The following is a 14,725-nucleotide window of genomic DNA, read 5'->3' on the forward strand; positions in this document are numbered from 1 at the left end:
CCAGCTCATAGCACCTTTCTTCATGTACGACACCAACTCCGAAGGAATTACCGTGAAAGCGGCAGGCTAGTGCGACATGCGTTACTGAACGTGGTAGAAGCAATCGTCCCCGCGTCGAGCGAGCACAATTCTGCTTTATGCGGACTTGAGGTTCAGCTTCACGAAGGAACTGCAAAGGCTGCTCGCTGCTGACACCCGGTCCGGCGAATCAGTTCTAGCGATTCCGCACCGCTTGGAACTGCCCCAGAGTGCTTCCGCGAGGCGTCCCGCTACGGGCACCCCATCCTTTCAAAAACAGTTTGAACCTCCAAACCATTTCCACACTTCCCGAACGTTGCATGAACGCTCCGTCACGTCGCGCAGGACTCCACGACTGGCTGATGGCAAACGGGCAGTGATGGAGCTTGCGGCGAGTTGACATAGGTCGCCGGCATCGCCGAAAGCTCGACCGGTAGCGGCCGCCACATCAACCGAGCTACGCCAGTCGGGTGTGGGCAAGTCCGGCTTGATCAGTAAGCATCGCTTCTGCACGGCCCGGTCACGCCAAGACAAACACCGCGCCTATCTGGCCGCCAACCCTTGTGAAACCGATCGAAGGCATCGCTTGGGCCGAGTTCATGTAGAGGCAGCGCGATAGATCACATCGGGTATCCTCTGGCCATACGACTGATACTGCGCGAGGCTCACGATCCCGGAACGCCAAGAGAAGAGGCGGTTCGGGAGTTTCTTCGCGATCTGATCGATTCCGGGTTCGCAGGCGCGAGATTCTATGAGATCGATTTTAGTGTGCCTTCTGGGGAGCTAGTCGACGGGTTCGAGGATCTTGCGGTCTTAGTCTCTTTCTTGGACCCGGCTGAGCAACGACCCTATCTGCACACTGGCTACACGATCCCGTGGCGCGAAACGGCGTTGTATCTCGTTGGAAATGGAATTTCAGTCGTGGTTACTGAGTCCGAAGCGTTCACTCGACAGTTTCCGGACAGTGTCGGCTGGGTTAGAAAGCTTCACCGTAAAGAGCAGGCATGGCTAGACGTACCAATTGTCCGGGACGGCCAACCCATTGGACTCATTGCGGCGGATTGGCAAGGAGATCCGCTCGATCTAGATTCGTCCGACCGCGAGGCGCTTCGCCTACAGGGTCTTCGACTTGGGGCTCATCCGGACAATCGCTCCGACAAATCACGTCCTTTAAAGGTGGAGTCTGGCGATCCAGACGAGACAGTTCGCCGAGGCTGCCGAGAAATCATGAGCAGAATCGACGCTTCCTTCGGAGCGGTATTTCGATACGAGTGGAGAACGAATCGGCTACCGAAGATGATCGAGTACTACTCGCCCGCTCCGGGCTCCAACCCCACTGTTGTCGAGATCCAAGAGCCAATATACGAAGCAGGCTCGTCGTATCTGACAGGACGAAGCTGGTCGCGCGATTCGATCAGATACGTGGCAAATCTAGAACACCTCGCCAAGGTAAAGCAAAAGTGGATCCAGCCGGAATCGAAGGCTCAGCATCGTGAAGTGTCCGGCGCGGACCCGACGACGGTTCTTTATTCCGTCGCCGGTCGACGCCAGGAGCGGTATTTACTTCGTTTTATAAATCGCTCCGATCATCCCGCCCTTCCGTTTCTCAGGCGTCGCCGAAGAATTCTCGATACGCTGAACGCTGAGCTTCAAGCGACGATCGACTTGGAAATCGCGGACCGCCGAATTACATCACTTCGCGATATTGCGCGGTCGACCGTGCGAAATATACACGAACCTACAGTGTCTGCGCACTACGTAGAATTAGCCGCCAGCCAGGAGCTAGCAAATGATTTTCTATACGTCGCTAGCACTTCTGGAACGACCGATCCCACTTTCGTGCATAGATCTGGTATTTTCGAACTCCAACCGATAGTCTCCGAGACATTGCAGAAAATTGCAGAGATCCGCGATGAGAACGAGAGCACTCCGACCGAAAATACGCAGGCGATAGGTGACTACATTCAGTCTCGCCGCGTCCCGACTGAAGGGCTTACGGGCCTTCCGAAAAACTCGGAATTTCTATGGGTCAAGTCGGATACAGGCGACACGACAGGCGTCCTTCTTACCACTGTAGTTTGGCAGAAAGATTTTGTGCTAGCAGCGCTTGGCGAACTTGAGTTGCTCCAGGCGTATTGCGACCTTCTGACAACTTCGATCGACGGAATGACGACGTATATCTCGGAAGACGGCGCGAGGAAGGCGTTGGGTTACATAGGACATGAGATCGGTACGCCATTCACCATACTTGGTGATTCGGCCATAAAAGTGACCCTTGATTCCATGAATACCGCAGCGCGCATTCGCGATGTCGATAAAAAGCTGGCCGATCAGATGTTTCGAGACTCACGAAAAACATACCAAGTCATTCAAAAGAATCGAGACGACCTTGATCGGGTGATGGCGATCGCGCCCATACTCGCGTCCATGGGTTCCGGGATACTGAAGATGTACTTTCGGAGCACGGATTTAAGCGATATATTCTCAAGGGCCAAAGACCAAATAGCATCCGAAACACGGGGATATCAGCATACAACCACGCTTGAGTCCGCCCGTCGACCTCGGTTCGAAATTCACGTGACTGATTCAATGGCAAGGCTACCGATTGTTGTGTGTGACGAAGGATTCGTACTGCAAGCGGCGATGAACCTTTTACGCAATGCGGTCAAGTATTCGCTGCCAAGGTATCCGCCGGAACCGATGGTGGTCACAGTGTCCGGTCGAACGATTGATCACCGAACGCTGGCAGTGACAATCGAGAACTGGGGGGTAGGCATCCCGCCCGATCTACAGTCCAAGATCTTTCTTCCTTTCGTCCGCGGACAAGTAGACGATCGACTAAAATCACTGCCTGGGATGGGCCTTGGACTGTACCTTGTCCGAACAATAATGGGAGCTCACAATGGCTCAGTCGGGTGCAGATCCGTGGGCACGTTGGATGATCCTGTACGCAACGCCAACCTTGAGGGCTGGCACACGACGTTTGAGATTCGATTCCGGAGAGATCTCGTCGCAGGTCCCCAATCGGTACCTGTCAGTCCTCACGGACGCCAATCACTTCAGCAGGCAGCAGGAGAAAGATGACTAGCGGTAGTTTAATTCACACGCCAGAGTCCGAGATCCTGATTGTCGAAGATACTCCGAAAACGGTCGAAGGGCTCACGGCTGAGCTCGAATACCGCGGTGCGAACGTCCACGGAGCGTCCACGCGGCGATATGCGTCAGCAGTGATTGAAGACAGCCTGCTCAACGCAATAATAGTTGACCTTAATATTCCGAATTCGCCTGGCGTTGCGCCATCCCCTGAAGTTGGACGTCGACTCGTAGAAGACATCTGTGAAGGCCGGCTGGGTGACCTCAATCGCCATACCCCCATTCTCATCATCACTGCGCAACAAAGTGACGATCGGCCTAGCGATCTTCACTATGACAACTACTTGGGAATTGTAAGTAAGATCGGATCATCGGGGTGGATTGTGAAAAAGCTAGTGGATGCTGGGGTATGCGAAGCCAGGAGCGAGTTAGATCTTGATTTAGTCGAGCCGCAGAGAGAGCGGATTCAAGTTGTCATCGAGAGTATTACTGACGATCGGGCAACAGTTGCGGTGCCAGATCTGATGGAGGACTCGATTACAGTCCGCACTACTCAGTTCACGCCTAGCATTCGAAGATTACTCCAATCATCGCGGCTGCCATTGACTATGTGGGCTGTTGGCAACGTTGTCGCGGAGACACCAGAGGATCTGCAACTTAAGGAGTTCGAAGTTTCGAATGAGCAGGTTAGAAAAGGACGCGACTACCTCGACATTGATTGGTTGCGTTCCCCGGGCCGCGCCGGCTATCAACGGGACTGAACCATGGTTTCAGTAACCATCCTTGACGTCGGCCATGGCAATTGTTCGGTGGTTGAGGACGATGGCCGCCCAACAATTATCGATGGCGGAACCGGGCCAACCCTTCTGGAGTACCTTCGAGAAGAAGATTTCCAGTTTATCGATACGATACTCATATCGCACGCCGACTGCGACCACATTCGTGGATTACGGTTGGCATTGCGAGCTCTACCGGATCTGATCGTGCACACGGTGCTTGTGAATCCTTCGCAGCAAAAAGGAACCCATACCTGGGGTTCGCTCGTTGAACACCTCGAACAGCGAAGAGAAAGACACCAGACCGTTCTCGGGCCACTGCTCGCCGATCGCTTAGATCAAGTCATTGTAGGCTCGCGAACCTCTATCGAGATATTGTCTCCCTACTATTCCGAAGTTCTTGTACCAAATAATGTTAACAACACATCGGGCGTTGTTAGAATAACCGTAGATGGAATCGGTGAAGTACTTCTCCCGGCGGATATTGACGACGAATGCCTCACCCGCCTATTACAAAGAAATAGGCCACTGAAATCAGCGGTTGTGGTGTTCCCGCATCATGGAGGTAAAGCAGGCCCAAATACCGCAGAGTTCGCGCGAAAACTGACTGCGGCTGTTGACCCGAAGGTCACGGTGATATCTCTCGGTCGAAACTCTTTTGGCAATCCTCAGCCTGAGGTAGTGGCGGGCGTTCGAGGAAGCAGTGCGGATACACACATTTGCTGCACCCAGTTGTCCAGGAGATGCGCTGTCGCGCTCGAACATGCCCCCGTTCACTTATCGCAGAAGGTGTCAGCAGGACGCCGACGCGGTGAGTCCTGCGGCGGCACAGTCACCTTTCTTCACGCCGGCCCCGGAATTTGGACTGTCGATCCACCGCTGGAGGCGCATTCTAGGTTCGTTGATGGAGTGCCAAGACCGTTATGCCGCTCTACCGATGTCTCCGCGGAAGAGTCGGGCTGAAGGACGGGTCGAGTCTAGAAGCGGAATTAAGTTCTGCCCGTCGCCGACCCACGTTGTTAAATTGGCGCAATCACGACGATCAACGCTGTAGGGCGAAGCAACGGCCGTTGTTCGGTGCACTTCGGCAGCACGACGAATGCGTGTTCCAAGCTGCCAGACTGCGCTCCTGATCACGCTGTGCAGTATCTATCGAGACATTAGAGTCATCCTCGGCTCCCATGCACGCAAGGGCTGGTCCGATAGCTGCGCGTTGTTGACTAGGGCGATCCCCCGACCACTAGCGCGCGTATCCGCCACAAGCCAAGGCCCTTCGTCCGAACCTCGTTGCTCCTCATATCGCTCAGGACGTCTGTGCGAGACTTGCGCTTCTTGGTTCAGCGCGCGAGAGTTCACCCCGAAAGAACTTAAGTTTCACAGGCATGGGCGCGGACACGCTTGATCGGCCGATCTAAATTTGTGTGCAGGGACATCTGGTGGAGAAATATGCTCAAGCGATTTCCCTGACGTGACCTTTATTTGTCCAACATGTCTCACGAAACCGCCGATCTAGCGCATCCTCGCAGATCGTAACGACAACCGGCTACGGCAAAATCCCATCCACATATCCGCCGTCTACTCGGATTGCCCCACCCGTCGTCGCGGAGGCCAACTCCGAAGCCAGGTACACCACCATGTTCGCAATCTCTTCCGGCTCGATCAGGCGCTGGATCAACGACTGCGGCCGATGCAACCTCATGAACTCCCGCTGCGCCGCATCCCAATCCAACTCCTTGTCCACCAACTCATAGACGAAGTCCTCCACACCGCCCGTATGCGTCGGACCCGCAATCACGGAGTTCACCGTGACTCCCGTCCCCGCAGCAACTTTCGCGAACCCGCGCGACACACCAAGCAACGCAGTCTTCGAGACTCCATAGTGAATCATCTCCGCCGGGATCACGATCGCCGAATCACTCGCTGTGTACTGCACTCTCCCCCAACCACGTTCGGTCATCCGCGGCAGATACAACCGCGTCAAACGCACCGCCGCAAGCACATTCACCTCGAAACTTCTGCCACTCTTCGTCGGAAATGGTCAAAGGATCGGCCGTACCGAAGATCCCAAGATTGTTGACCAAGATATCGACATCAGGCAGCAGCTCTACCGCACGATCAGCACCCTCCGCCGTCGAGACATCGGCGTCAACGACGACAACGTCTGCACCAAAAACCAAAGCCCGCAACTCAGCAGCCGCCTCCTCGACCCGCGACTTCGTCCGACCATTCAGACCCACCCGCGCACCAGAAGCCGCCAGCCCCTTCGCAATCGCGAACCCGATCCCCTGCGTCGACCCCGTCACCAACGCCGTCTTTCCACTCAGGTCGATCAGCATGTCTGCTCCTTCAATCGCGACTAGCTCGGAACTACCCTTCGCAAAACCTGCGCACCCTTCGGCCGGCAGAACACCAGCACAACGGCACTCACCCGTTCCCCCGCGACCTGCTTCAGCAAGGCCGCATACACCGACAACTGCGCCCAATACTGCTCCAACGTCACCGGCGTCACGCCCACGTCGGTCTTGTAATCGACCACCACCAGCGACCCGTCATCCTCCCGATACACCAGATCCGCAACCCCCTCGACTACGGACCCTCCATCCGGCGACACCCCCGCCAACTGCAGCTCCTGCCAATGCTCCCGAGCCACAGCACGTTTCACCGGCTCAGCCTCCACCGCCGACCGCGCCAACTTCACAAACCGCTTCACATCCACCAACCCCGCCCGCTCCCCCGCCGCACGCGCCACCGCATCGAACCCCTCACCCAACGCCAGCCCCGTCTCCAACACCGCATGCAACGCAACACCCAACGCCGCACCACTCTCGACGGAACCCTGAGCCGGCGCGACGACCTCGATCCAGTCCGCGGTGACGAGGACCCGCGCCCGCTCGTACTCACTGAAGACATCGACACCCAACGCCGTGCCCTGGTGCGCAACAGCCGTCGCCGAGACCGAGGCCGGGACGGCGGAGAGCGCAGCAACAGATAAAGACTCCGCCACCCACTCATCCCATGCAATCAGCTCTGCGCTGAAGGACGCACCATCTTCGACGCGCACCGGATCGACCAACGTCGGTGCAGCACAGGGCACACCGACGACGCCATCGGAAACGATCTTCCCCCACCCATTCCCGGATGGCTGATACCCGGAGACGGCGAGAAAACTCTCCGCCCGCGTACATGCCACATACAGCAGCCGGACCCGCTCAGCTTCCGAGTGCGCACGCTCCACCTGGGCGACAGACCCGAAATCCAACGACCGCACCGACTTACACAAATTCACATGCATTCGACCGTCCAAGGCCCACAGCACTGGATCTGCCGAATTCCTGTACCCACCACTCATTCCCGCAACGATGACCATCGGGAACTGCAATCCCTTGGCCGCGTGAATTGTCATGATGCGGACGGCATTGACGCCGATCTCGGGCAGAACCGCCTCGGCGACGCGTGCATTCTCTTCTTCTTGCGTCGCAGCCCAGTCGAGGTAATCGCGCAGATCGCCACGATCCTCGCCGTACCATGCATGCGCCTGATCGATCACAAACCGCAACCGCCGCCACACATCTCGGTGCCTCGGCGAATCCATCGACACCTCGAACACCCGACGCTCCGTCGCCAACCGACTGAGCAACGCACCCGGACTCAGCACACCCAACTCGAACCAGACCCCACGCAAGTACCTCAACCCAGTCGCGACGGGCGAATCCTCCAGACCCGCAGGCGGATCCGCGAACACCGACCACCACCCGCCGGACGCCTTCCACCGCAAAAGATCATCGTCACCACACGCGAACAACGACGTCCGCAACGTCGCAACCAATGCCGCCGAATCCGCGGTGTTGGCCAAAGCTCGGCACGCGGTGAGCAGGTCGTGCACTTCCTGCGTCGAATACACCAGAGACGATGCCTCGGACCGAAATTCGATGCCCGCCGCATCGAGCGACTTCTCCAGAAACGGCAGCACAGCTCGCGAAGGAATCAGGATGCAAATATCGCTCAACGTTAACGGCGTGTGCGAATACTCGCCGTGCGAGCCCGACTCTTTCTGCCAACCCTGCGTCAACGCAGTGGCAATCACTCGCGCGACATCACGCGCCTCACGTGCCCGCAACGCTGCAGCGGGAGAGAGCGACTCCTCCCCATCCGCAGGCTCGTCGACCGCTCCGAAGACGAACGGCGCCGGACCCCACTCCCCGGACTCCCACGACGGCCGACCCGGCGCCGGATCGAGCGGCGTGTACTCCGCCTGAATACTGTCCTGCGCCACAACAAGATTGCCGAACACCGCATTCACCCAGTCGAGCACGGGCCGCGTCGACCGGAAGTTGGTCGTGAGCCGAACAACGTCATCCGAGTGAGTCCGATCCCGCGCCGCCATGTACGACGCGATATCCGCACGGCGGAAGCGGTAGATCGACTGCTTCGGATCGCCGACCGTGAACAACCTGCCCCGCGCGCCGGCGACGATCCGCTGCGCAATTTCGAGCTGCAGGGGGTCGGTGTCCTGGAACTCGTCGAGCAGAATCCGCTGATACGCACCATGCACTGCGGCAGCAACTCCCGGCACCGCCAACACATCTCGCGCGTAGACCAACAGATCGTGAAACTCGAGCTCGCCACTGCGCCGACGCTCGGCTGCTTCGGAACCGATCACTCGCGACATGTGATGAACGACGATCGCCAACGCCGACGCCACATAGCGATTGCGCACATCGAAGGCGAAGTCGCGCAGCGCCCGCATCGAGCCCTTGATCGCATCGACCCGCGCCTTCGCCCCAACCCAGTTCGCCGCCCTACCCCCGTTGCCAGGTCCTGGGCATTCCATGACAACACTGAGCCACGCATCGGTGCCCCGAGCATCGAACAGGTCATCCCGCCACAACCGCAGCTGACCCAATTGCTGCGCCAACTTGTCCTCGACGTCGCGGCAATCGATCATCGCCTGCAAGACCGAATCGGCAACGCCCAGAACCTCATCGAGGTCTGGAGACACCATCGGCGGAACAGGTCTGACAATGAGTCGGTCCCAATGCCTATCCAGCGAATCAGCCAGATCGCGGACTTGATCCAGCGACGCACCCGCACTGATCACCACACGCATCGCGTCGGCCAAGCCAGGGGGCGCATTCTTCGCATCCGAGAACAGATCCGCCCGCATCCGCCGCCACCGACGCTCGAACGACAGTTGCGAGCCCATCGCATCAACCACCGAAATCCTTGGCGGCACGCCAGCTTCGAGTGGATGCTCACCAACGATCCGCGCAGCGAAGGCATGCAGCGTTCCAATCGCGGCTGTATCGACCTGGATCAACGCAGCGTCTCGCACAGGAGACGCTGCTGCAGCGCCCAACGACGCCCGAACCCGCTCCCGAAGCTCAGCAGCCGCCTTCTCGGTGAACGTGATGGCAGCGATCCGATCCAGCTCGATGCCGTCGACCAGGACGAGGTGACAGATCCGTTCGACCAACGAATGCGTCTTACCGCTACCCGCACCGGCTTCGACGAACAGCGTTGACGCGGTGTCTGTTTCGATCCGACGCCGACCCTCCAGATCGACAAGCTCCGTCATGACCCATCTCCCGAATAGATCGCAACGAACTCGGCCAACTCCGGCACATTCTCGAGCGCGACCCACGCTCGTTCGAGTCCCGGTCGACCCAACAGTTCCAGCAACTCGTCCGTCCAGATCGTCTGCTCGGGCGGCCTCGGCGGGAAGTAGCCGGCCGAGATCGCGCGGTGCACAACACCGACGCCGTCGCGCAAATCGTCGATCACGGAATCGGTTACGGGATAGCCGATCTCAGCAAACTGACCCTTCGTGCTCACGAACCAATACCGCGCCTCGACATCTTCGGAGAGCGTCCGCGCAAATAGCCCGTACACCGGGAGCTGAAAGTTGGTCCCGCCGACGGTAGGCGAATCACCGGTCTGCGCGCGGTAGTAGTCAGCCTTTCCAGTTTTGTAGTCGGTCACCCGCAGGCGACCGTCGCGGTGCTTGTCGATGCGATCGACCGTGCCCGAGAAACGAATTCGACCGCCAGGCAGATCGAGCTCGACCTCATCGGGATCGTCACCGAATTCGCGCTCCACACTGATCGGAGTCCAGCCCTCTAGATGCTCGCGATTGTCGTGCGCGTACCACTCGAGCAAATCACGCCTGATCACGCCGCTGTCCTTCTCCCACAATTGCGGCAACCAACCCGGCGCGCCGAAGCGCGCAGCGCTCAATACGTCTTCGGCAATGTCGAGCAGACGATCCAACGACCGCCGCGCGCCGTCCATGCATTCCTGCACATACAGTTCCAGCACACGGTGCACGAGCGTTCCTCGCGTGAGGGGATCCATGGTGGTCGAGACCTCAGGATCGTCAAGCACCCTGACGTCGAGCAAATTCTGCACAAAAAACCGATACGGGCTAACGATCCAGTCCTGAAGCCGCGTCGGCGGAACCGGCCTGTCGAAGAATCGCACCAAATCGCTTACACCAGAGAGGTTTCCGTTGAATCGCGTGAACCTGCCGTTCAACCGGTCGGATCGCGCCAGCATGCCGTTGCGCACCACGTCGTCGTCCAACAGAGTCTGCCGCTCCGAGGCGGGCACGCCGGCAAGTGCGCGCAGCCGCCACTCCGTCTCAGTGGCCGTACTTGCCCCGATTCGTTCGTCCGCGTATTGCGCTGCTGCATCGAAGGATTCGATGCACACAACCGTGACAGCGTTGGCCGTATCCGCCTGCCACGACGTCACACCGACCAACTTTCCGGCCAGTGCATCGAGCGTCGGCATCAACCACCGTGACGGCACCTTCTCCGCCCCGCCGCGCAGACTCCCGCGCGGGAACGTCACCACCCGATGCCGCGCACCACCAGCGAGGGTGAGCATCAGACGTCGACGCTGTTGCTCGATCTCGTCGGCCAACGTTCGTACCGCGAGTTCGCTTGGCAGCAAGGGATCTTCGCGTCGCGCTGCGGGCACGATGCCCTCGGCAGCTCCGATCACGATGCACACGTCGAGGTCCCGACCTACCCCCGCCGCAATGGGACCAACCGACACCCCGGCACCCAACACCCCGACCTGCTCGTTGTGCGTCCGAACCCGAACCGCCATCGCTTCGGCGATCCCGCGAGGCGTCGGTGCCGGGGCAATCCCCTCCATCTCACCGAGACCGGCGGCCATCGTCCGCACCAATGCCAGATCGACTGCGAACGGCGTATCGAAGTACCGATCGAGCAGCGCCACAAGCTGATCGGACGCGTCCTGCCAATTCGTCACCCCGCTGAGCGACCGCAGATCACGCTGCAGCGACGTCACCAGATCGGATAACGTCGCAGCCGTCCCGGCGTAGTACGCGTCGGGCTTGAGCTCACCCAGCCGATCCCAATCAGCCCCGCCGACAATCGGAACCGCGGTTCGCGTCAGCCGCTCGATTCGGATCTGCGAGAGCCTCTCGCCGTCCACGTCGTTCCACCGCACGGCCCGCTCGGACAGGATCGCGAGCAACTCGCGACGCGGCATCACATCGGTGTCGAGCTTCAGGATTCGCAACAGCGACCGCGCGACCGGGCGATCGATCAGCGAGTGACATTGCGGCGCAGCGAACTCCAATCCCGCCCGACCGAAGTGTTCGTGAATCAGTTGCAGGTACGGGTCGTCGCCGCCGTAGAAGACGCCGATGCGATGCCCCGGCGTCCCGGCCGACAGATACGAGCGCACCAAACGCGCGACCGAGCGAACCTCGTCGTCGGCATCGGATGCATGCACAACCATCGTGCCGAATACGTCACCCTCGTCGGCAATCGTCTCGCCCACAGCGCGGAGTTCGGCAACAAAAGCCGCTGCGGCCGAATCGGATTCGCCAGGCAAAAACACGAGGACCGACCCGAGCTCCCCCAACCGACCGAGAGCCGCGGCATACGCCTCCCACTGCTGGAAGTAGCGCGCCGAATGTGCCCGCGTCGCAACGCGATGAATCCTGAGCAGGTCCGCCACCATAGGCGACGCATCCGCCAAGACGGGATCGGCAAACGACGACAACGTCCACGACGCACCCGCAAGCGCCTGCGCGGTGACAGGCTGATCCGCGACCTCGGCAAACACACCAGGCTCATCACAGAGCACCCGCTGGATCGCGGCTTCGAGCAACGGATACGGCAGGGGCAGTCGCGGCAACAACGCCGGACCCGCCAGTCGTTCGACGACCTGCCCCACCGTCAGCACCCGAGTATTGGCCACTCCGTCGCGGCGGGCGAGGTAGTGCAACACGTCCCGACCTGCGCCGACGCTGGGTACGACAACCGTCACGGCGGTGAGCGGCGACCCAGCTTTCGCCCGACCGACAGCGTCGGCCAATCGCTCGTACACCCCGCTACTCATCCCGGCATCATCGTCCAACCTACCGACACCGGTCGCGCCGGGTCACGGCCACTAATGACCAAGCTCGACGAGCAGCACCCCACCTGCGATGAGCGCGATCCCACCCGCCATCAGCACCGTGAACGGCTCGTCGAAGATGAATTTGCTGAGCACCGCCGTCAACGCGACACCGACCGCCGCCCAGATCCCGTACGCGACGCCGAGGGCCAGGCCTTCACTCAGAGCGAGCGACAGCAGCACAAACGCGATCAGGTAACCGACGCCGACAACGACGTACCAGAGCTTGCGTCCACCCACGGCTGCGCGCAGAGACAACGTGCCGGCAACTTCGCTGACGATCGCGCCGATCAGAAAGAGCCAGGCCATCGGCTGCCGACCTCCTGTGCCTTTTGCGATCCGATCTCGACGCACAGCACCCCGCCGATGATCAGGACCAAGCCGAATCCCATCACCGCCGTCAGTGGTTCGCCGAAGATGATGGCCGACATGATCGCCGTCAACGCGACGCCGAGCGCACCCCAGATGCCGTATGCGACTCCGAGCGGAAGCCCCGCCTTGAGAACAAACGAGAGCAGCACAAACGACGCGATGTAGCCGGTCGCGACGACCACGTACCAGGCCGGTTGGTCGAGTGCGGCTTTCAACGAGAGCGATGCCGTCACCTCGCTCACGATCGCACAGCCGAGTAGAGCCCACTTGGTCATGTCACTTCTTCCCGATGGTCGTTGGCACGATTGTTGTCCACCGCCCCGTAACCTTGCCTGATGGTCGATCCGAGTAGTGACTACCGCGAACTCTGCGATGCCGAAGCCGAGGGCGTCCAACTCGTCATGGTGCCCTTCTGGAATGCGAAGCCGTCGGAGACGGGCGTCGTCGGGCCCGAGTGCTTGAGCCAGTGGTACATCTCGAACTTCACTCTCGACGACCACAACTTCACCTCCGCCGAGCAATACATGATGTGGCAGAAGGCAGCTACGTTCGGCGACGAGGACAAGGCCGAGATCATCCTCGGCGCCAAGAATCCGTCGAAGATCAAGAAGTTGGGACGCAAAGTCACCGGCTTCGACCGCGACGAGTGGACGCGCATCAGCGTTGACGTCGTCTACAAGGCCAACCTCGCCAAGTTCAGCCAGGTCGGCGCGCTCGGCGACTACCTGACGTCGACGGGAAAGAACGTCCTCGTCGAGGCGAGTCCGACCGATTCCGTTTGGGGCGCAGGCATTGCCGCCGACGACGAGCGACTCGCGACGCCGTCCCAGTGGCCTGGCCAGAATCGCCTCGGCTTCGTCCTGATGCGAGTGCGGGACGAACTGATCGAATAGGTGGCAGTCGGCTCGGCGTGCAGGCACTGTGGAGTTATAACCCCGACGCCAAGGAGCCGCAGATGACGAACCCCGACCTCACCCTTATTGCCGTGCTGCTGGACCGTTCCGGCTCGATGCATTCGATCAAAGGCGACACCCAGGGCGGCTTCGACGCCTACATCGCGAAGCAGCGGGAACAGCCCGGTTCGGTGACGATGACGCTCGCGCAATTCGACGACCACTACGAGCGCGTGTACTCCAACAAGCCGATCGCCGACGTCCCGCCGCTCGACCTCCAGCCTCGTGGCGTGACTGCGTTGTACGACGGAATCGGCCGTCTCACAACCGAAATCGGCGAAGAGCTCGCCGCGAAACCGGAGCACGAGCGGCCCGGTCAGGTGATCGTCGTCGTCCTCACCGACGGCCACGAAAACGCCAGCAAGGACTGGACACATCAGGCCGTCAAAGAGGTAATCACCAGGCAGGAAAGCGAATTCGCCTGGGACTACCTGTTCCTCGGCGCGAACATCGACGCGGTCGCGATCGGTGAGCAGATGGGCTTCAAGTCGACCAACTCGATCACCTATGCGCCGTCACCCGCGGGCGTGACGAACGCCTTCGCCGCGGCAGCGAGTTACACCAGTCGCAAGCGGGCCGCACCTCGGGGCACGAAGGTCGAAGGCTTCTCCGACGCCGACCGCGCGGGGGCGATGGATGGGAAGTAATAACACGGGTCGCCGTCAAACGGTGACGGCGGCGCCGGCTTTGGTGGTCAGCACGAGATCGCAGCCGAGTGCATCGGCGACCGCGACGACGACATCGAACTGAACGGAGCGTTTGCCCGCTTCGATCGCTTGGACGCTCGACCGCGAGACCCCCGCCAGATCCGCCAGCTCCAATTGCGTCAAGCCGAGCTGGTATCGCCGCGCGGCGAAGCGATCGGATATCGCGTCCGATCGGCCACGGTCACGGCGTCGAGGTTTCGCCATCGTCATCCCCTTAGGCTCGCGAGCTAAAGCTTAACGACCGCCAGCCTTCAAAACGTGAGGCTTTTGCCCACTAAGCCTGCGATCGCAAGCTTAACGTTCAGTCCCTCCAACCCATCGAAACACTCGAATTCACTCGGTTACCAACTTCTCCGGCGCATGCGTGCCGCTC

At 60.0% G+C, this 14,725-nt stretch carries 10 protein-coding genes and 1 pseudogene; 5 read left to right on the forward strand and 6 right to left on the reverse strand.

Annotated features, from left to right (window positions below; translation table 11 throughout):
- The first annotated feature begins 843 nt into the window (after window positions 1-843).
- Genes ACHIRB_RS05030 through ACHIRB_RS05040 form a run of 3 tightly spaced genes read left to right on the forward strand, consistent with a single transcriptional unit; the run spans window position 844 to window position 4,850 of the window.
- Window positions 844-3,102: a sensor histidine kinase gene (locus ACHIRB_RS05030; RefSeq protein WP_395125859.1), complete on the forward strand. Its 2,259-nt coding sequence runs from the start codon at window positions 844-846 to the stop codon at window positions 3,100-3,102.
- Entirely contained in the window at window positions 3,099-3,872 is a 774-nt protein-coding gene (locus ACHIRB_RS05035; RefSeq protein ID WP_395125860.1) for a hypothetical protein, read from the forward strand. The genes ACHIRB_RS05030 and ACHIRB_RS05035 overlap by 4 nt, the downstream gene beginning before the upstream one ends.
- Window positions 3,873-3,875: 3 nt before the next feature.
- Window positions 3,876-4,850: a ComEC/Rec2 family competence protein gene (locus tag ACHIRB_RS05040; RefSeq protein WP_395125861.1), complete on the forward strand. Its 975-nt coding sequence runs from the start codon at window positions 3,876-3,878 to the stop codon at window positions 4,848-4,850.
- Window positions 4,851-5,430: 580 nt separating this feature from the next.
- Here ACHIRB_RS05040 and ACHIRB_RS05045 read toward each other — a convergent pair.
- The 5 genes and pseudogenes from ACHIRB_RS05045 to ACHIRB_RS05065 form a co-directional block, all read right to left on the reverse strand.
- Window positions 5,431-6,223, reverse strand: a pseudogene (locus ACHIRB_RS05045) (SDR family NAD(P)-dependent oxidoreductase).
- Between the two features lie 20 nt (window positions 6,224-6,243).
- Window positions 6,244-9,462, reverse strand: coding sequence for a UvrD-helicase domain-containing protein (locus ACHIRB_RS05050; protein WP_395125862.1), 3,219 nt, complete (start codon window positions 9,460-9,462; stop codon window positions 6,244-6,246).
- On the reverse strand, window positions 9,459-12,263 hold the full coding sequence (locus tag ACHIRB_RS05055) for a PD-(D/E)XK nuclease family protein (protein WP_395125863.1): 2,805 nt from the start codon (window positions 12,261-12,263) through the stop codon (window positions 9,459-9,461). Before ACHIRB_RS05055 ends, ACHIRB_RS05050 begins: the two co-directional genes overlap by 4 nt.
- A 51-nt stretch (window positions 12,264-12,314) precedes the next feature.
- Complete coding sequence (locus tag ACHIRB_RS05060) at window positions 12,315-12,629, reverse strand: DMT family transporter (protein ID WP_395125864.1); 315 nt, start codon at window positions 12,627-12,629, stop codon at window positions 12,315-12,317.
- Window positions 12,611-12,967 (reverse strand): DMT family transporter, encoded by a 357-nt coding sequence (locus ACHIRB_RS05065; RefSeq protein ID WP_395125865.1) that lies wholly within the window; start codon window positions 12,965-12,967, stop codon window positions 12,611-12,613. The genes ACHIRB_RS05060 and ACHIRB_RS05065 overlap by 19 nt, the downstream gene beginning before the upstream one ends.
- Window positions 12,968-13,027: 60 nt before the next feature.
- Between ACHIRB_RS05065 and ACHIRB_RS05070 the strand changes: the two genes are divergently transcribed.
- Both ACHIRB_RS05070 and ACHIRB_RS05075 read left to right on the forward strand, forming a co-directional pair.
- The gene (locus tag ACHIRB_RS05070) at window positions 13,028-13,585 is read left to right on the forward strand and encodes an NADAR family protein (protein ID WP_395125866.1); all 558 of its coding nucleotides are present in this window, start codon (window positions 13,028-13,030) and stop codon (window positions 13,583-13,585) included.
- Between the two features lie 62 nt (window positions 13,586-13,647).
- On the forward strand, window positions 13,648-14,292 hold the full coding sequence (locus tag ACHIRB_RS05075) for a VWA domain-containing protein (RefSeq protein WP_395125867.1): 645 nt from the start codon (window positions 13,648-13,650) through the stop codon (window positions 14,290-14,292).
- A 15-nt stretch (window positions 14,293-14,307) separates the two neighbouring features.
- Here the strand turns inward: ACHIRB_RS05075 and ACHIRB_RS05080 are convergent, their stop codons facing one another.
- Window positions 14,308-14,556, reverse strand: a complete 249-nt coding sequence (locus tag ACHIRB_RS05080; protein ID WP_395125868.1) for a helix-turn-helix domain-containing protein — start codon at window positions 14,554-14,556, stop codon at window positions 14,308-14,310.
- Window positions 14,557-14,725: the final 169 nt, after the last annotated feature.

Source organism: Antrihabitans spumae, from assembly GCF_043944905.1.
In the GTDB taxonomy this organism is placed as follows: Bacteria; Actinomycetota; Actinomycetes; order Mycobacteriales; family Mycobacteriaceae; genus Antrihabitans; species Antrihabitans spumae.

Coding starts and splice junctions, on each gene's coding strand:
- ACHIRB_RS05050 (WP_395125862.1), bottom strand. CDS start 9,462: ATGACGGAGCTTGTCGATCTGGAGGGTCGGCGTCGGATCGAAACAGAC.
- ACHIRB_RS05065 (WP_395125865.1), bottom strand. CDS start 12,967: ATGACCAAGTGGGCTCTACTCGGCTGTGCGATCGTGAGCGAGGTGACG.
- ACHIRB_RS05035 (WP_395125860.1), top strand. CDS start 3,099: ATGACTAGCGGTAGTTTAATTCACACGCCAGAGTCCGAGATCCTGATT.
- ACHIRB_RS05075 (WP_395125867.1), top strand. CDS start 13,648: ATGACGAACCCCGACCTCACCCTTATTGCCGTGCTGCTGGACCGTTCC.
- ACHIRB_RS05080 (WP_395125868.1), bottom strand. CDS start 14,556: ATGGCGAAACCTCGACGCCGTGACCGTGGCCGATCGGACGCGATATCC.
- ACHIRB_RS05040 (WP_395125861.1), top strand. CDS start 3,876: ATGGTTTCAGTAACCATCCTTGACGTCGGCCATGGCAATTGTTCGGTG.
- ACHIRB_RS05070 (WP_395125866.1), top strand. CDS start 13,028: ATGGTCGATCCGAGTAGTGACTACCGCGAACTCTGCGATGCCGAAGCC.
- ACHIRB_RS05055 (WP_395125863.1), bottom strand. CDS start 12,263: ATGAGTAGCGGGGTGTACGAGCGATTGGCCGACGCTGTCGGTCGGGCG.
- ACHIRB_RS05060 (WP_395125864.1), bottom strand. CDS start 12,629: ATGGCCTGGCTCTTTCTGATCGGCGCGATCGTCAGCGAAGTTGCCGGC.